This is a genomic window from Microbacterium sp. A93, from assembly GCF_051842835.1.
In genome coordinates, this window is record NZ_JBPXMT010000009.1 from 188,310 (window position 1) to 204,120 (window position 15,811).

General features: G+C 71.4%; 17 protein-coding genes. 12 read left to right on the plus strand and 5 right to left on the minus strand.

Annotation, left to right across the window (positions count from 1 at the left end):
- Nucleotides 1-154: 154 nt before the first annotated feature.
- Nucleotides 155-2,305: a heavy metal translocating P-type ATPase gene (locus tag ACSU1G_RS22060; protein ID WP_439282168.1), complete on the plus strand. Its 2,151-nt coding sequence runs from the start codon at nucleotides 155-157 to the stop codon at nucleotides 2,303-2,305.
- An 8-nt stretch (nucleotides 2,306-2,313) separates the two neighbouring features.
- On the opposite strand, the gene ACSU1G_RS22065 is transcribed toward ACSU1G_RS22060, so the two are convergent.
- Both ACSU1G_RS22065 and ACSU1G_RS22070 read right to left on the minus strand, forming a co-directional pair.
- A complete protein-coding gene (locus tag ACSU1G_RS22065) occupies nucleotides 2,314-3,165 on the minus strand; it encodes a Rieske 2Fe-2S domain-containing protein (RefSeq protein ID WP_439282169.1) in 852 nt (283 codons plus the stop codon).
- 138 nt (nucleotides 3,166-3,303) lie between these two features.
- On the minus strand, nucleotides 3,304-3,786 hold the full coding sequence (locus tag ACSU1G_RS22070; RefSeq protein WP_439282170.1) for a pyridoxamine 5'-phosphate oxidase family protein: 483 nt from the start codon (nucleotides 3,784-3,786) through the stop codon (nucleotides 3,304-3,306).
- A 171-nt stretch (nucleotides 3,787-3,957) separates the two neighbouring features.
- Between ACSU1G_RS22070 and ACSU1G_RS22075 the strand changes: the two genes are divergently transcribed.
- Entirely contained in the window at nucleotides 3,958-5,502 is a 1,545-nt protein-coding gene (locus ACSU1G_RS22075) for an SDR family oxidoreductase (RefSeq protein ID WP_439282171.1), read from the plus strand.
- On the opposite strand, the gene ACSU1G_RS22080 is transcribed toward ACSU1G_RS22075, so the two are convergent.
- A complete protein-coding gene (locus tag ACSU1G_RS22080) occupies nucleotides 5,499-6,029 on the minus strand; it encodes a MarR family winged helix-turn-helix transcriptional regulator (RefSeq protein ID WP_439282172.1) in 531 nt (176 codons plus the stop codon). The genes ACSU1G_RS22075 and ACSU1G_RS22080 overlap by 4 nt on opposite strands.
- 64 nt (nucleotides 6,030-6,093) lie before the next feature.
- Between ACSU1G_RS22080 and idi the strand changes: the two genes are divergently transcribed.
- The 9 genes from idi to ACSU1G_RS22125 are packed head-to-tail and all read left to right on the plus strand — an operon-like array spanning nucleotide 6,094 to nucleotide 13,566.
- Entirely contained in the window at nucleotides 6,094-6,672 is a 579-nt protein-coding gene (gene idi, locus ACSU1G_RS22085; protein ID WP_439282173.1) for an isopentenyl-diphosphate Delta-isomerase, read from the plus strand.
- A complete protein-coding gene (locus tag ACSU1G_RS22090) occupies nucleotides 6,669-7,925 on the plus strand; it encodes a polyprenyl synthetase family protein (protein WP_439282174.1) in 1,257 nt (418 codons plus the stop codon). Before idi ends, ACSU1G_RS22090 begins: the two co-directional genes overlap by 4 nt.
- Nucleotides 7,922-8,794: a phytoene/squalene synthase family protein gene (locus ACSU1G_RS22095; RefSeq protein WP_439282175.1), complete on the plus strand. Its 873-nt coding sequence runs from the start codon at nucleotides 7,922-7,924 to the stop codon at nucleotides 8,792-8,794. The genes ACSU1G_RS22090 and ACSU1G_RS22095 overlap by 4 nt, the downstream gene beginning before the upstream one ends.
- A complete protein-coding gene (gene crtI, locus ACSU1G_RS22100; RefSeq protein WP_439282176.1) occupies nucleotides 8,791-10,491 on the plus strand; it encodes a phytoene desaturase family protein in 1,701 nt (566 codons plus the stop codon). The genes ACSU1G_RS22095 and crtI overlap by 4 nt, the downstream gene beginning before the upstream one ends.
- Complete coding sequence (locus ACSU1G_RS22105; RefSeq protein WP_439282177.1) at nucleotides 10,488-10,904, plus strand: lycopene cyclase domain-containing protein; 417 nt, start codon at nucleotides 10,488-10,490, stop codon at nucleotides 10,902-10,904. Before crtI ends, ACSU1G_RS22105 begins: the two co-directional genes overlap by 4 nt.
- Nucleotides 10,901-11,209 carry a lycopene cyclase domain-containing protein gene (locus tag ACSU1G_RS22110; RefSeq protein WP_439282178.1) on the plus strand — a complete coding sequence of 103 codons (309 nt, stop codon included), beginning with the start codon at nucleotides 10,901-10,903 and terminating at the stop codon, nucleotides 11,207-11,209. The genes ACSU1G_RS22105 and ACSU1G_RS22110 overlap by 4 nt, the downstream gene beginning before the upstream one ends.
- Nucleotides 11,206-12,102: a prenyltransferase gene (locus ACSU1G_RS22115; RefSeq protein ID WP_439282179.1), complete on the plus strand. Its 897-nt coding sequence runs from the start codon at nucleotides 11,206-11,208 to the stop codon at nucleotides 12,100-12,102. Before ACSU1G_RS22110 ends, ACSU1G_RS22115 begins: the two co-directional genes overlap by 4 nt.
- Nucleotides 12,095-12,781, plus strand: coding sequence for a hypothetical protein (locus ACSU1G_RS22120; protein WP_439282180.1), 687 nt, complete (start codon nucleotides 12,095-12,097; stop codon nucleotides 12,779-12,781). The genes ACSU1G_RS22115 and ACSU1G_RS22120 overlap by 8 nt, the downstream gene beginning before the upstream one ends.
- Nucleotides 12,778-13,566, plus strand: a complete 789-nt coding sequence (locus ACSU1G_RS22125) for a glycosyltransferase family 2 protein (RefSeq protein ID WP_439282181.1) — start codon at nucleotides 12,778-12,780, stop codon at nucleotides 13,564-13,566. Before ACSU1G_RS22120 ends, ACSU1G_RS22125 begins: the two co-directional genes overlap by 4 nt.
- Here ACSU1G_RS22125 and ACSU1G_RS22130 read toward each other — a convergent pair.
- Complete coding sequence (locus ACSU1G_RS22130; protein WP_439282182.1) at nucleotides 13,563-14,072, minus strand: pyrimidine dimer DNA glycosylase/endonuclease V; 510 nt, start codon at nucleotides 14,070-14,072, stop codon at nucleotides 13,563-13,565. The two genes, ACSU1G_RS22125 and ACSU1G_RS22130, sit on opposite strands and share 4 nt — an antisense overlap.
- A 139-nt stretch (nucleotides 14,073-14,211) precedes the next feature.
- On the opposite strand from ACSU1G_RS22130, the gene ACSU1G_RS22135 reads away from it, so the two are divergent.
- Nucleotides 14,212-15,042, plus strand: a complete 831-nt coding sequence (locus ACSU1G_RS22135) for a tryptophan-rich sensory protein (protein ID WP_439282183.1) — start codon at nucleotides 14,212-14,214, stop codon at nucleotides 15,040-15,042.
- Here ACSU1G_RS22135 and ACSU1G_RS22140 read toward each other — a convergent pair.
- Nucleotides 15,030-15,773 carry a hypothetical protein gene (locus tag ACSU1G_RS22140; protein ID WP_439282184.1) on the minus strand — a complete coding sequence of 248 codons (744 nt, stop codon included), beginning with the start codon at nucleotides 15,771-15,773 and terminating at the stop codon, nucleotides 15,030-15,032. The genes ACSU1G_RS22135 and ACSU1G_RS22140 overlap by 13 nt on opposite strands.
- Nucleotides 15,774-15,811: the final 38 nt, after the last annotated feature.

Here is a 15,811-nt window from a genome sequence, read left to right on the forward strand (position 1 = left end):
GTGATCCGGGTCACAGTGTGGCCGAAGGCGAGTCTAGTTACTGGCCGCTAACTGGTCCAGCCCCCCGAGTGCGGCAGCCTGAGGATGGTCAAAGATACCCCAGGGGGGTATGCTCACGAGCGAGGCGGCACCGAGGGCGCCGAGGAAGGTAACGATGTTGAGCCACGATCACGACCACCGACACCACGACGGCGGCCAGGCACCTGTCCGCGGCGATCACCACGAACATGGTGACCACCACGAACACTTCGGCCACGAAGGTCACGCCGGTCGCGACCATTCCCATCACGACCACCACGACCACGTCGGCCAGTTCCGCCGGTTGTTCTGGATCATGCTCGCCCTCGGAATCCCCGTGGTTGCCACCTCGCCGATGTTCGCCATGCTCCTGGGCTACCAGGTCCCGGGCTGGGCCGCGTGGATCGCACCGGCCCTCGGCACGGTCATGTACGTCTGGGGCGGCAAGCCCTTCCTGACCGGAGCGGTCAGCGAGATCCGCCAGCGCCAGCCGGGGATGATGCTGCTGATCGCCCTGGGCATCACGGTGGCCTTCCTCGCCTCGTGGGGGGCGACCCTGGGGATCCTGCATGAGCAGCTCGAGTTCTGGTGGGAGCTCGCACTGCTGGTCGTCATCATGCTGCTGGGCCACTGGGTGGAGATGCGCTCGCTCGCCCAGACCACCTCAGCCCTCGACTCCCTGGCCGCGCTGCTGCCGGATGAGGCTGAGCGTGTGGACGCCGACGGCGCCATCACCACCATCGCCCCGGCCGAACTCCAGCCCGGGGACGTGGTGGTCGTCCGTCCCGGTGGCCGCGTCCCCGCGGACGGCACCGTGGTGGACGGCTCGGCCTCGATGGACGAGTCCATGATCACCGGTGAGTCCGCCACCGTCCGCCGCTCCCTGGGCGACCCCGTGGTGGCCGGCACCGTCGCGACCGATTCCGGGCTGCGGGTGGAGGTCACGGCCGTCGGTGAGGACACCGCCCTGGCGGGGATCCAGCAGCTCGTCGCGGATGCCCAGGCCTCCTCCTCGCGCGCCCAGCGGCTGGCGGACCGGGCCGCGGCCTGGTTGTTCTGGTTCGCCCTCGGCGCGGCGATCATCACAGCGATCGTGTGGGTCGCCGTCGGGCAGCCGGACGAGGCCGTGGTGCGCACCATCACCGTGCTCGTCATCGCGTGTCCTCATGCCCTCGGCCTGGCCATCCCGCTCGTCGTCTCGATCGCCACCGAGCGGGCTGCCCGCAGCGGCGTCCTCGTCAAGGACCGCCTCGCGCTCGAGGCCATGCGCACGGTGGACACCGTCCTCTTCGACAAGACCGGCACCCTCACCCAGGGTGCCCCGGCCGTCACCGGTGTGGAACCGGCGGCCGGATACGACGCCGGCCACCTCCTGGCGCTCGCGGCCGCGGCCGAGGCAGACTCCGAGCACCCGCTGGCGCGAGCCATCACCGGTGCCGCCGGCGAGCGAGGCCTGGAGGTCCCGGCCGCGAGCGGCTTCTCGTCCTCGCCCGCGGTCGGGGTGCGGGCCGACGTCGTGATGTCCGGTGCCGGAACCGGTGCCGCAACGGCTGCCGCAACCGCCACCGTGATGGTCGGCGGGCCGTACCTGCTGGAGCAGGAGGGCGCCGCCGAGCTGCGGATCACGGAGCAGTGGAGCGGCGAGGGCGCCACCATCCTGCACGTGCTCGTGGACGGCCAGGTGGCCGGGGCGCTGAGACTGGCCGATGCGATCCGCCCCGAGTCCCGGGACGCGGTGGCCGGACTGGCAGCCCGTGGCGTCGAGGTCGTCATGATCACCGGCGACGCCGAGGCGGTGGCAGCCTCGGTGTCCGCCGAATTGGGCATCGAGCGGTACTTCGCCGGGGTGCGGCCGGAGGACAAGTCCGCGAAGATCCGGCAGTTGCAGGCCGAGGGCCGAAAGGTGGCGATGGTGGGCGACGGCGTCAATGACGCCCCCGCGCTGGCCCAGGCCGACGTCGGGATCGCGATCGGTGCCGGCACGGACGTGGCGATCGCCTCGGCCGGGGTGATCCTGGCCAGCGACGACCCGCGCGCGGTGCTGTCCGTGGCCGCGCTGTCCCGGGCGAGCTACCGGAAGATGAAGCAGAACCTGTGGTGGGCCGCCGGCTACAACCTGCTCTCGGTGCCCCTGGCCGCCGGGGTGCTGGCGCCGATCGGGTTCATCCTGCCGATGAGCGTCGGGGCGATCCTGATGTCACTGTCCACCGTGGTGGTGGCGCTCAACGCGCAGCTGCTGCGGCGGGTGGACCTGCGGCCGGAGGCCCTGGCGGCGCCGGGGCGATGACCTGACGGCTACGGGCGGGCGCGAACCTGGATCCGCCCGTCCCGGATCCTGGCCTCGTAGGCGGGCTGCGGGATGCTGGCCGGGCCGCGGGCGATCGAGCCGTCCTCCAGGCGGAAGGTGCTGCCGTGCCAGGGGCAGGTCACGCAGCCGTCGGCGATCTCGCCTTCCTCCAGCGGCCCGCCCGCATGGGTGCAGACGCTGTCCAGCGCCTGGATCCGGTCTCCGTCGCGGACCAGCAGCACCGAGATGTCTCCGGCCTGGGCCAGCCGGTGCTGCCCCGGGGCGAGGTCCGCCTCCGCCAGGGCATCGGTCCAGTCGTCGGGGCCGTAGTGGAAGGCCGTGTGGTTGACGTTGACGCCCCTGGCGAAGCTCAGGTAACCGCCCAGGTACCCGCCGGAGAGGAGGGCGCCCAGGCCGGCCAGGGCCAGGACCTTGCCGGTGGATCGGTGGCCGCGGCACCGCGCCACGAGCGAGGCCGCGTACAGCACCAGGGCGGTGCTGTTGGCGGCCGCGTGCACCACGCCCACCCTGCTCTCGGCCCCCTGGGTGTCCGACCAGTCGTTGAGCCCGGCGGCGGCGGTGGGAACGGCGGCCGCCACCCCGGCGGCGACGAGCAGGTCGGCTGCCCGCTCGGCCTGTTCTCCGCCCACCAGGTCCAGCACGGCGGACATGGTCCAGGCGCCGATCGGGATGTCCGTGAGCATCGGGTGCAGGGGGTGGCCCATCATGGTCCCGCTGAGCAGGTTCCGCACCGGGGTCGGTGCCACCACCCGCCCCACGGCCTTCGCCAGCGGTTGGCCGACTGTGTCCAGGGCCTCCCAACGCTCCAGCCGCCCGACCAGTGCGTCCAACATGCCCATGACGACTCCTTCAGTGGTGACCGTTGTGCCGCTCCGCGTTGCCTCGAGGGGCGCGGGCCCTCAGTGTTCCACCGGCCAGCGGAGCCCCACAAGGGATGGCGGCACCGTGGGGGTCACGGCCCGGGCGGGCTCAGCGATTCAGAGCTGGACGGTGCTGCTGTCCCCGGGGTGCGCGGGCTTGTCACTGACCATGCCCTTGATGACCTCCACCGCCGTGGCCGGCAGGCCGGGGGAGTCCCAGTACTCACCGGTGTCCGGATCGACCTTCAGCAGCACGATGTCCGGGTCCTCGGGCTTCGACTCGCCGAAGAAGGCCTCGGTGGTCTTGGACCAGTACCGCTTCTTGCGTTCCACGTCTGCCTCCACGGTGGCGGTGCCGGTGATGGAGGCCCAGAAGCCCTTCTCCGCCACGGTCACGTTGACCGGCTGACTTCCGGACACCTCGCCGATCTTCGGCGTGCTGACCCGGGTGATGAACCAGATGGTGTGGTCCTCCTCGATCTCCTGGATCGCCATGGGCCGGCTGACGATCCGTCCCTCGGAGTCGGTGGTGGCCAGCATGGCCAGGCCGGCCTTCTCGGTCTTCTCCAGCAGGGTCTTCACGGGGTCGTTGGCGTTCATGGTTCCTCCTCGTGGTGATTCTCCGCGTCATCGGTGGATGGGCGGTGCCGCCAGTCCACCACAGCCGGTGGGGCAGGAGGCAAGGGGTGCGGGCTCCACGGGGCGGATACCCGGCAAACTCTCAGAGGCGGACCGCTTCACCCGGCCGCCGTCGACCCGTACCGTGGCCACATGACCTCCGAGCCCGCCTCGCCCCTGCACCTGTCCCTGCCCGAAGGCCATGACCGCCGTGTCCTCGTCACCGGTGCCACCGGATACGTGGGCGGCCGGCTCATCCCCGAACTGCTCGCCGCCGGGTTCACCGTGCGCGCCACGGCCCGGAACGTGGACGACCTCTCCAACCGTCCGTGGTCCGCCGACGTGGAGACGGCCGAGGCGGACCTGCTGGAGGCCGGGGACGTCGAGACCGCCATGCAGGACGTCCACACGGTGCTGTACCTGGTGCACTCGATGGGATCCGGGTCAGATTTCGTCGACCGCGAGGCCGAGATGGCCCGCACCGTCGCCGCCGCGGCGGCACGAACGGGCGTGCATCAGATCGCCTTCCTCGGCGGGCTGCACCCGGACAAGCCACTGGAGCGGCTCTCTGACCACATGCGATCGCGCGAGCAGGTCGCGCGCATCCTGCTGGAGGGAGAGGTCCCCGCCCTGGTGTTCAAGGCCGCCGTGATCATCGGCTCGGGGTCGGTCTCCTTCGAGATGATCCGGCACCTGGCCGAGCGGCTGCCGGTGATGCCCGGGCCCAGCTGGCTGTCCAACCGGATCGAGCCGATCGCCATCCGGGATGTGCTCTACTACCTCGCCCATGCCTGCGCCCTGGAGGAGCCGGTGAACCGCGCCCTTGGCATCGGGTGCGGGCAGGACCAGTCCTTCGCCACCATGCTGACCGACTACGCCGAGGTGGCCGGACTGTCCCGCCGGCGGGTCATCCCCCTGCCGATCCCCGCGCAGCATCTCTCGGGTTTCTGGATCGGTCTCGTCACCCCTATTCCCCGGGGGATCGCCATGCCGCTGGCCGCATCGATGGCGGAGGACGCCGTCACCACCGAGCATGACATCGCCGGGATCATCCCGGATCCGCCCGGCGGCCTGACCGACTTCAGGCAGGCCTGCCGCCGGGCCATCGACCGGCAGCGCCGAGGACCGTTGGACCAGACCTGGGATGACGATGTGCTGACTGCGATGGCCCAGGATCCGGCCGAACCGTTGCCCTCAGACCCGGAGTGGGCCGGCAACACGGTGTTCACGGACATCCGTGAGCGCGAGGGCGACGCCTCGCCGGAGGCCGTATGGGCTGTGGTGGAGACGATCGGCGGCCGCAATGGCTGGTACTCGGCGTCGGCCCTGTGGCGCATCCGCGGGTTGATGGACCAGGCCCTGGGCGGCTACGGGCTGGCACGCGGCCGGAAGGACGAGGCGCGGCTGCGTGTCAATGACCACGTGGACTGGTGGCGGGTGGAGTCCGTGGACCCCGGACGGTCCGTCACGCTGCGGGCCGAGATGCGCGCCGGCGGACGAGCCTGGCTCCAGTTCTCGGTGGACGCCACCAGCGGCGGCGGTTCGCGCCTGCGCCAGCGTGCGGTCTTCTTCCCCTCGGGGGTGCTCGGCCGCGCCTACTGGCGCGCCATCCAGCCGTTCCATGCCCTGATCTTCCCCACCATGGCGAAGAAGATCCTCGCCGCCGCAGAGGAGGACCCGGCGCAGACCGGTTCCTAGCCGTCTTCGGGCTCCGGGGGGTCCGGCGGGAGGCTCTGCGTGAGGGCGTCCAGGAAATCGAGGACGGCCTGCCGGGAGTCCTCGGGGACGTCGCGCGCCGCCTGCAGCATCCTCTGGTGCATGGGCGAGAGCCAGCAGCGGACCTCCTCGTGGGCGTGCTGGGTGGCGGCGACGAGCACGGAGCGACGGTCCTCTGGGTGCGGGAGGCGCTGGACGTGCCCGGACAGGCTCAGCCGGTTGAGCAGCTTGGCGGTGGACGCCGTGGAGATGTGCAGGTGGGTGCTCAGGTCCCGGGCGGTCACCGCGGTCCCGGCCCGTTCGTGCGCGATGACGTGACGCAGCGCCTCAAGATCCGTAGCGTTGATGTCCATGTCCGTCTCCATGCCACGGCGCATCTCCTGGTCCGCCCGGCGGAAACGCCGGACCGCCTTGAGGAGCTGAACCGCCCGGTCTGAGGTGTCGAACCAATACTCTGTGGAGGAGGCTGCGATCCGCGGTGGGGTGGGGTTCCGCGGTGGTGTGGGCATGACCCACATGTTACTGTGAATCTACCTAGCCCGGCTAGGTTTATTTTTCTTCAAATGGAGGACCATGGACGCCGTCCCAGAAGACCACGTGGTGCTGGTGGATGAGAGCCGCCGCGCCGTGGGCCTGGCCCCGCGGGCCACCGTGCATAGCCGGGACACCCCGCTGCACCTGGCGTTCTCCTGCTACCTGTTCCGGCCCAACGGAGACCTGTTGCTGACCCGTCGGGCCCTGGCGAAGGTGGCCTGGCCCGGTGTCTGGACCAACTCATTCTGCGGTCATCCCCGCCTGGACGAGTCCTTCGAGCAGACCATCGAGCGGTACGCCGTACACGAACTCGGCTTGAACGTCGTGCGGATCCACCAGGTACTCCCGGACTTCCGGTACCGGGCCGAGGACGCCTCCGGGATCGTGGAGAACGAGGTCTGCCCCGTCTTCACCGCCGTCACCGCGGAGGAGCCCCGGCCCAACCCGGACGAGGTGATGGACCAGCACTGGGCATCCGTGGCCGAGGTCGAGTCACTGGTGCAGGCGGCCCCGTGGGCCGTGAGCCCCTGGATGCAATTGCAATGGCCGGGCGTGCTGGACGCGCTCCGGAACGCCGGCGGCCGCACCAGCGGCCTCGCGGAAGCTGGGCGGGCATGAGGGGCCAGCAGGGCTCCGGCCGCGAACTGGACCGGATCCTGACCGCTGGGTCCGCGCGTTCCGCCTCCCTCGGGGAGGATCACCACGGCCTCTGGAGCGCCCTGGCCCGGGCCACGGGCGGCGGCAAGCGGTTTCGCCCGGGACTGCTGGTGGCCACCCACGAGGCGCTGACCCCAGCCGACCCGGCCTCGCCCGCCGACCCGGCCGCACCTGACGCCCCCACCGAGCCTGCTGCACACGCCGAGCCTGCTGCACACGCCGACCCGGCGGTCGTCGTGGACCGGGTGGGTGCTGCCCTGGAGCTGCTGCACACGGCCTTCGTGGTCCATGACGATGTGATCGACGGCGACCAGGTCCGCCGCGGGACCCCCAATGTCTCCGGGACCTTTGCCGCCGCCGCGCGGGACCGCGGGGTCGATCCGGCCACGTCGAGGAGCTACGGGGACGCTGCAGGCATCCTCGCCGGGGACCTGGCCCTGGTCTCGGCGGTCCGGATGGTTGCCGGCTGCGGAGCTCCGGCGCCCGTGGTCGCCGGTCTGCTCGATCTGCTCGAGGACACCGTTCACGCCACCGCCGCCGGTGAGCTGGCGGACGTCCGCCTCGGCCTGGGCCTGACCGAGACTCCGTGCTCCGTGGACGAGGCCGTGAGGGTGGCTGAGCTGAAGACCGCTGTCTACTCGTTCCAGCTGCCCCTGCAGGCCGGGGCCCTGCTCGCCGGTGCACCCGGTCCGGTGATCGCGGCCCTCGGGGAGATCGGCCGCCCCCTGGGGATTGGCTTCCAGCTGCTGGATGACCTGCTCGGAGTGTTCGGAGTGCCAGCCCGCACCGGCAAGAGTGTGCTGACGGACCTCCGCGAGGGCAAGCACACCGCCCTGGTGGCCCATGCGCGCACCACCGCGGCCTGGCCCGCGCTGCGCCCGCTCGTCGGTGACCCGCACCTGACCGCGCAGGGCGCAGGCCGCGCCCGGGACCTGCTGGAGGGGTGCGGGGCGCGGTCCGTCACCGAGGAGCTGGCGAACGGCCACCTGGACGAGGCGCTGGCTTTGGCCTCCCGCGGGCCGATCCCGTCCGCCCTCGCGGACGTCCTGGCCGGCCTGGTGGGGGAGCTCCGCCGTACCGCGGCGGACTCCCTTCGGCCCCACCACTCGGAGCCGAAGCAGCAGGAAACTGCACGGCAGGAGCCGGAGCGGCGGGCGTCAAAGCGCCAGGCCGCCCCGCGGATGGTGCCAGCCGGGACCGGGGTGGACCGATGAGCGTGCATCCCGGCACCGGCCGCTATGACCGGGTGGCCCAGGCCAGCGCCGCACGGGTGATCAGCGGCTACTCCACCTCCTTCGGCTGGGCCACCCGGCTGCTCGCAGAGCCGCTGCGCGGGGACGTGCGCAGCATCTATGCCCTGGTCCGGGTGGCGGACGAGATCGTGGACGATCCGGACTCCGGGCTGGAACCGGCCCTGCGCCGGGAACTGCTGGACGGACTCGAGGCTGAGACCCTGCGGGCGATCGACCGGGGCCGCAGCGCGAACCTGGTGGTCCACGCCTTCGCCTCGGTGGCCCGGCACCACGGGATCGACCACCGGCTGGTGGGACCGTTCTTCGCTTCCATGCGGGCGGACCTGACGCGGACCGAGCACACCGGGGCCAGCCTGGAGGAGTATGTGTACGGCTCGGCCGAGGTGGTCGGACTGATGTGCCTGAAGGCCTTCACCGGAGGGAATGAGGACTCCTACGAGCGGCTGGCCCCGGCTGCCCGCCGGCTCGGTTCGGCGTTCCAGAAGGTGAACTTCCTGCGCGACCTCGCCGACGACCACGACGTGCTCGGCCGCCGCTACTTCCCGGGCCTGGACCCGGCGCGCTTCACCGACGCCCACCGGGACGTGTTGTTGGACGGTATTGACGCCGACCTGGCGGTGGCCGCGGCGGGGATCGCCGAGCTGCCGGCCGGTAGCCGCCGCGCCGTCCGAGCCGCCCATGCGCTCTTCGCCGCCCTGTCCCGCCGCCTGCGGCAGACCCCGGCCGCCGAGATCCGCCGGACGCGGGTCAGGGTCTCCGACCCCCACAAGGCGCTGATCCTGCTGGGTGCCCTGACGCGCCGGCCGGCACCGGCACGGGAGAACGGATGAGGGCGGCGGGGACCGGCCAGCGCGTCGTGGTGATCGGTGGCGGCATCGCCGGATTGGCCACGGCCGCCCTGTTGGCGCGGGACGGGCACAGCGTGGATCTCGTGGAGGCGCGGGATTCCTTCGGCGGCCGGGCCGGCACCTGGGAACAGGACGGTTTCCGTTTCGATACCGGCCCCTCCTGGTACCTCATGCCGGACGTCTTCGAGCGCTTCTTCGGCCTGCTCGGCACCACCGCGCAGGACGAGCTGGACCTGCGCCAACTGGATCCTGCCTACCGCGTGTTCTTCGAGCCCGACGCCGGCCCGTCCGGCGAACCTGAGGCCTCACCTCAAGGGGCCTCACCTCAAGGGGCCCCACCTCAAGGGGCCCCACCTCAAGGGGCCCGCACCGCGCGGGACCCGATCGACATCTCCGCGCAGACGGCCACCAACGTGGAACGCTTCGAGGCGGTCGAGCCCGGGGCAGGCCGGGCCCTGGAGCGCTATCTCGACTCGGCGCGGGACACCTATGACGTGGCGCTGAAGCGATTCCTCTACACCTCCTTCACCTCCCTCAGTCCGTTCCTGCACGCCGACGTGGTCCGCCGCGCCCACCGGTTGGTGCCACTGCTGCTGCGCTCGCTGGAGCGGTTTGTGGCCCGGCGGTTCCGCGAACCGCGCCTGCGCCAGATCCTGGGCTACCCCGCCGTCTTCCTCGGCTCCTCCCCGGACCAGACCCCGTCCCTGTACCACCTGATGAGCGCCATGGACCTGACCGGCGGCGTGCTCTACCCCCAGGGCGGTTTCGGCCACCTGATGGACGTCCTGGTCCGCCTGGCCCGGGAGAACGGGGTCCAGCTCCACGCCCACACGGCGGCCACACAGATCCTCACCGAGCCGACCCGCGGACCCCGAGCTCGCGGACTCCGAGTCCGCAGGCATCGTGCCCGCAAGCATCGAGCCCGTGCCACGGGAGTCCGCGTCCGGGACCACGCGCCCGGGGGAGGCGCCGAGCGGGTGTTGCCGGCCGACGTCGTGGTGTCCACCGCGGACCTGCACCACAGCGAGACCACGCTGCTGCCGCGTGAACTGCAGACCTATCCCGAGTCCTGGTGGGATCGGCGCACCAGTGGCCCCGGCGGGGTCCTGGTGATGCTGGGCGTGCGGGGCGAGCTGCCCGAGCTGGCACACCATTCCCTGTTCTTCACGCGGGACTGGCCGGCCAACTTCGCCGCGATCGCCGGCGGGACGGTGCCGGACCCGGCCTCGGTCTACGTGTGCAAGCCCTCGGCCACGGATCCCTCGGTGGCCCCAGCCGGCCACGAGAACCTCTTCATCCTGGTGCCGATTCCCGCGGACCCGGGGCTGGGCCATGGCGGCACGGACGGCGGTGGAGACCCGGCGATCGAGTCCATCGCCGAGGCGGCCATAGAGCAGGTGTCCCGGTGGGCGGGCATCCCGGACCTGGCCGAGCGGATCGTGGTGCGCCGCACCGTGGGCCCGGCCGATTTCGCCGAGGACCTGGGCACCTGGCGCGGTGGCATCCTGGGGCCGGCGCACACGCTGACCCAGAGCGCGTTCTTCCGCGCCGGCAACGTCTCCCAACGCGTGGCGGGGCTGTACTACGCCGGGTCCGGCACCATCCCGGGGATCGGCCTGCCGATGTGCCTGATCAGCGCCGAGCTCGTCCAACAACGGCTGCGGGATGGGCGCCGGTGACCACCGTGGTGCCCTACCTCTACCTGATCTCGCTGCTGGTCCCCACCGCGTGTATGGCCCTGTTGGACCGCCGCTTCCGCCTGCTGCTGTGGCGTGTCCCGCGGAGCAACCGGAGGGCCGGCGCGCTCACGGTGGGGCTCGGTATCGTGTTCTTCCTCGCCTGGGACCTGGCCGCCATCGCCTCCGGTCACTACGCCGCCGGCCAGAGCGCCGGGATGACCGGCATCATGCTCGCCCCGGAGTTGCCGCTGGAGGAGATCGTCTTCATCACCTTCCTGTCCTACCTCACCCTCGTGTTGCGGGGGCTGGTGGTGCTGGTGCTGGACCGCAGGCCGGGCAGGCCGGCGGCCGCCGTGTCCGACGCCGGCCGGGCGGGACCGCGCGACGGCTCCGGTTCGGAGGTGGGGCCATGAGCTACCTCGCCCTCGCCGTACTCTTCCTGGCGTTCACCGTGGCCGTGGCCGCCTGGGCCACCTGGCGCCGGGGATTGGGAACCCGCTGGTGGGCCGCCACGGGCCTGACGATCGTGGCGCTGGTGGTGCTCACCGTGGTGTTCGACAGCGTGATGATCGCGGCCGACCTGTTCCGGTACAACGAGGAACTGCTGACAGGATGGCGGGTAGGCTTGGCCCCGGTGGAGGACCTGGTCTGGCCCGTGGCCGCCGGATTGCTGCTGCCGTCCGTGGCCGCGCTGCTGGACCGTCAGGAGGAGACATGACCGCCACCACCGCACCCCGCTCCACCCTCGCCGAGGGGGCACGCCAACTGCTGGGCTCCTCGCGCCCGATCAGCTGGGTCAACACGGCCTATCCCTTCGCGGCCGCCTACCTGATGGCCGGTGGCGGCTCCACCACCGAGCTGATCGTGGGCATCCTGTTCTTCCTGTTCCCCTACAACCTGCTGATGTACGGGATCAACGACGTCTTCGACTACGAGTCGGATCTGCGCAACCCGCGCAAGGGCGGGGTGGAGGGGATCGTGCTGACCCGGCGGTGGCACCCGCTGATCCTGTGGTCGGCCGTGCTGCTCGCCCTGCCCTTCGTGGTGGCGCTGCTCGCCGCCGGCACCGTGCTCTCCGGTGCGGTGCTCGCGGTGGTGCTGGCCGCCGTCGTGGGCTATTCGGCCCCGCGTATCCGGCTGAAGGAGCGGCCGCTGCTGGACTCCATGACCTCGGCCACGCACTTCGTGGGCCCTGCGGTCTTCGCGTTGGTGCTGGCCGAGGCCCCGCCCATCCTGGGCGTGGTGGCCTCGATGCTCGCGTTCTTCTTTTGGGGTATGGCCTCGCAGGCCTTCGGCGCGGTGCAGGACGTCACGGCGGACCGCCAGGCCGGTATCGGCTCGATCGCCACCGCGCTGGGAGCCCGCGGAGCCGTCCGCACCGCCATGGTCCTCTACGCCGCGGCCGGACTCGTGATGCTGCTGGCCGGCTGGCCCGGGGCGCTGGCCGGGTTGCTGGTGGTGCCGTACCTGGTCAGCGTCTGGCCGTTCCGGTCCCTGCCGGACGAGGCGTGCGAGGAGGCCAACCGCGGCTGGCGGCGCTTCCTGTGGCTCAACCAGGTGACCGGATTCCTGCTGACCCTGCTGCTGATCTGGATCGCGCTCGGTGGCTGAGCGGATCGGGGCGGCCGAGATGCACGCGGGCCGTGCGGCGAGACTGTGGCACGAGGCCGTGAGGACGCTGCGGGTGGGCGGGCCGCTGCCCGCCCGCCTGATCGCCGATGCCGCCGCCCTGCTCACCCTCCTCAGCCTGGTGCTCGGGCTGTGGGCCAGCGGCGTGGCCGTGGCCCTGTACTCCCTGGTGCTCCTGGGCCAGACCGTGGTGCGGCTGGCGCCCCTGCGGGCGTCGGTCCAGGCCGGCACCGCCGTCATCCTGGTGGCGGCCGCCTGGGCGGCCATGCTGGACGCCTACCAGGCGATCCCCTGGCTCGATCTGGTGGCCCACGTGGTGGCCACCGGGCTGCTCGCCGCCCTCGTGGCGGCGGCGGTGCTGCGGATGGGGTGGCTGCCGCCGAGGCCGTCTGCGCCGTCTGCGCCGTCTGGCCACTCGGCGCCGTGGTCGGCCGGGGCGCTGGGGCCCGCCGCCATCCGCACCGTGCACACGCTGTTCACCGCCGGACTCGGAGCCCTGCTGGCCGTGCTCTGGGAAGTGGGTGAATGGGCGGGCCACACGCTGCTCGATCCCGCCATCCAAGTCGGCTATGTCGACACGGTGGGTGACCTGGCCGCCGGCGTGCTCGGCGCGGTGCTGGCCGGACTGTTCCTGGACCAGCTCGTCGAGGACGGAACATGACCCTGAGTCCCGAGTGGGCCACTTCCCTGCCGGGCGTGCAGGGGGTGAGCGTGGTGATCCCAGCGAGGGACGACGCTGTCCTGCTGGACCGTTGCCTGCAGGCCCTCGCGCGGCAGACCGTGGCCCCGGCCGAGGTGATCGTGGTGGACAATGTTTCCACCGATGCGACGGCGGCCGTCGCCGCCGCACATGGTGCCCGCGTCCTAATGGAGCCGAGGGTCGGCATCTGGGCCGCGGCTGCCACCGGCTACGATGCCGCTCGCGCGCCGATCATCGCCCGCCTCGATGCGGACTCGGTGCCCCGACCTGACTGGGTGGAGTCGATCACCGAGACCCTGGCCCGGCGCCCGCACGCCGCCGCGGTGACCGGCTGGGGTGCGTTCCAGGACCTGCCCCGCCTGCTCGGGGTGCCCGCGGCCGCGGTCTACCTGGGGGCCTACTACGTCCTGGGTCATGCGGCGGCGGCACGGTTTCCGTTGTGGGGCTCGAACATGGCCCTGCGCCGCACGGTGTGGCTGGACGTCCGGGACCGGGTGCACCGCACGGAGCGGGAGGTGCACGATGACATGGACCTGGCCCTCGCCCTGGGGCCCCACCGCGTCGTGGCCGCCGACCCACGCCTCGTGGTGGGAGTCTCGGCCCGGTCGTTGCGAGGCACGGCCCAGATGTGCCGCCGCTTCGAGCGCGCCTTCCGTACCCTGTCCCTGAACTGGGCCCAGATGCCCCCGTGGCAGCGGTGGGCCGCGCGGTTACGGACCGCGACCTCCGGGTCCGCGGCGCGTTAGCCCGGACGTTCCCACGACTCGATGGGTCCGGGGACGATCTCGAACAGGGGGTGGACGTCCGGCACGGTGATCCCGGTCAGGCCCTCCAGCCTCTCCGGGGTGCGCTGGCCGAGCTTGCCCAGGAGGTGCTGCCATTCGTAGGCCACCTGCCCCTCGGTGACCGTGATCCGGGGGACACCGGGGAGGGGCCCGTCCGCCGGGAGGTCCCGGCCAGCGTCGTGGTCCGGTCCTGGAATGGGCAGGCCCGACGCCGGGTGGCCGGGCTGGTCGATCCGGGTCCGGTCGAAGGTGTAGCCGCGCTCGGCGGCCTCCTCGGCCATGGCCAGCAGGAAGGCCCCGACGGCGGCCGTAGGGTCCGGCTGCGCACGGAACCGGACGAGCTGCGGATGCGAGCGATATCCCTTCGTGCGTCCGGCCAGCACGGCCTGGGCGAGCAGGGCCTCGCGCCACCCACCGGTCAGGCCCTGACGGTCCAGGTATTGGGGGTGCAGGCTCCACAGTCGCATCTGACCATCATCCTGTATCACGCAGGCCGTGGAATTCGCCCATGTCAAAGCGCAGCGACTAGCCCTTTATCTCGATGATCAAGATGGCTACGCTCGAACGACGTGCTCGAGGAGCACCCTGCCACCCCAGGAGAGACCCATGGTTGACACCGCCCCCCGCACCACCGGACTCGCCATACCGCTGCTGGTGCTGCTCAGCGGGATCATCGCCACCGCCGGCGCCTTCTTGGGCAGCGGCGTGCTGGGCGGGACGCCGATCGCCGAGGCCGCCGGCGGATGGTTGAACGAGGACTCCACGCCCTTGGCACCGGCCTCCGCCGCGTTCCGGATCTGGTCCGTGATCTACCTGGGCCTGCTCGCCTACTCCGTGTGGCAGTTGCTGCCTGCCCAGCGACGGTCCGCAAGACACCACGCCCTGCGGCCGTGGGCGGTGGCGGCGATGCTGCTCAATGCCGCATGGATCTGGGTGGTCCAACTCGGCTGGCTCGTCCTGAGCCTTGTGGTGATCGTGGTGTTGCTGGCCGTGCTGGGGTGGATCCTGAGGCTGCTGGTCCGGACCGGATCGGCCGGATGGCTGGAATCCCTCATCACGGACGGGACCTTCGGGCTCTACCTCGGCTGGGTCACCATCGCCACCGTGGCCAATACGTCTGCTGTGTTGGCAGCAGCGGGCTTTGACGGCTTCGGGTGGCCGATCCCCGTGGTGGCCTCCGTGGTGTTGGCCGTCGCCGCACTGATCGGCGTGGCCACCGCCTGGGGCAGTGGCGGGCGGATCGCCCCCGCGCTGGCCCTGTCCTGGGGGCTGGCCTGGATCACGATGGGCCGGCTGGACGGCGGACTGAACTCCTCCGGGACCGCAGTGGCCGCCGGGATCGCTGCCGCCGTGGTGCTGGTGACGGCCGTGGTGTTCAAGGTGGTGGCGTCTCGCACTGAGGCATCGGGTCATCGTGAGGGCCACTACACGCAGTGACGCAGGTACACCTGCATCGCCCCGTAATCTGCCCATTCGGCGGCATCCATCACCGTCTTGACCTTGCCTACTTTGTCGGCCGCTGTGGCGAGGATCGTTGATGACAGCCCAGCGAAGTCGACAACGTCGTTGGCATCCCCCAGCAGGTAACCGGCCGCTGTCACGGCACCCTGCAGGGTGCCCCAGAGGCCTACGTGCTCCGGAGCCGGCACCTGGGCGGGCAAGGGGACTCCGGTCACCGGAGCAGCCGAGGCCGCGGTGAGTTCGGACATCTCCCGGGCGACGAGGGTGCAGGTGGTCTCCTTCAGCAACCGTCCGGCCACGGTGTCCAGATGCTGCTTGAAGGCAGGGGTCGGTTGCCCTTGCAGCGCTCCCGACACCAGCAACACGGCATCGTCGCTGATCAAGCCCATGACCTCGTCCGAAGCGCCGAGAGCTGCTGCGTAGGACCTCAGGACAACCGAACGTCGGGCGACCCGATCCACGATGGCCTGCTCGCTGGCGCTCAAGCCCTGTCTGCCGACCGGGACCTGCCCGAGGAGGTCATCCAACGTCGTCGACATCTTCGTGAAGTCAGCGGGGCCGGCTTCCCGGCCCATGAGGCGGAGGGCATCGTCTGCGCCTGCCTCCAAGGCGACCACGGTCTGCCTGGTGCCGGCCGAGCACCCCGTCAAGACCAGCGAAAGCGTCAGAAGCAGTATCGCCGGGTGAAGACGTCGTCCGTGTCGCATGCCGACTCCTGCCGTCAGGCCCCCGCCGTCCGGTCAGG

Excerpts from the sequence above, each read along its gene's own strand:
- ACSU1G_RS22130 (WP_439282182.1), bottom strand. The coding sequence starts at position 14,072 with ATGCGACTGTGGAGCCTGCACCCCCAATACCTGGACCGTCAGGGCCTG.
- crtI (WP_439282176.1), top strand. The coding sequence starts at position 8,791 with ATGAGGGCGGCGGGGACCGGCCAGCGCGTCGTGGTGATCGGTGGCGGC.
- ACSU1G_RS22095 (WP_439282175.1), top strand. The coding sequence starts at position 7,922 with ATGAGCGTGCATCCCGGCACCGGCCGCTATGACCGGGTGGCCCAGGCC.
- ACSU1G_RS22075 (WP_439282171.1), top strand. The coding sequence starts at position 3,958 with ATGACCTCCGAGCCCGCCTCGCCCCTGCACCTGTCCCTGCCCGAAGGC.
- ACSU1G_RS22070 (WP_439282170.1), bottom strand. The coding sequence starts at position 3,786 with ATGAACGCCAACGACCCCGTGAAGACCCTGCTGGAGAAGACCGAGAAG.
- idi (WP_439282173.1), top strand. The coding sequence starts at position 6,094 with ATGGACGCCGTCCCAGAAGACCACGTGGTGCTGGTGGATGAGAGCCGC.
- ACSU1G_RS22060 (WP_439282168.1), top strand. The coding sequence starts at position 155 with ATGTTGAGCCACGATCACGACCACCGACACCACGACGGCGGCCAGGCA.
- ACSU1G_RS22090 (WP_439282174.1), top strand. The coding sequence starts at position 6,669 with ATGAGGGGCCAGCAGGGCTCCGGCCGCGAACTGGACCGGATCCTGACC.
- ACSU1G_RS22065 (WP_439282169.1), bottom strand. The coding sequence starts at position 3,165 with ATGGGCATGTTGGACGCACTGGTCGGGCGGCTGGAGCGTTGGGAGGCC.
- ACSU1G_RS22135 (WP_439282183.1), top strand. The coding sequence starts at position 14,212 with ATGGTTGACACCGCCCCCCGCACCACCGGACTCGCCATACCGCTGCTG.
- ACSU1G_RS22110 (WP_439282178.1), top strand. The coding sequence starts at position 10,901 with ATGAGCTACCTCGCCCTCGCCGTACTCTTCCTGGCGTTCACCGTGGCC.
- ACSU1G_RS22125 (WP_439282181.1), top strand. The coding sequence starts at position 12,778 with ATGACCCTGAGTCCCGAGTGGGCCACTTCCCTGCCGGGCGTGCAGGGG.
- ACSU1G_RS22115 (WP_439282179.1), top strand. The coding sequence starts at position 11,206 with ATGACCGCCACCACCGCACCCCGCTCCACCCTCGCCGAGGGGGCACGC.
- ACSU1G_RS22080 (WP_439282172.1), bottom strand. The coding sequence starts at position 6,029 with ATGCCCACACCACCGCGGAACCCCACCCCACCGCGGATCGCAGCCTCC.
- ACSU1G_RS22140 (WP_439282184.1), bottom strand. The coding sequence starts at position 15,773 with ATGCGACACGGACGACGTCTTCACCCGGCGATACTGCTTCTGACGCTT.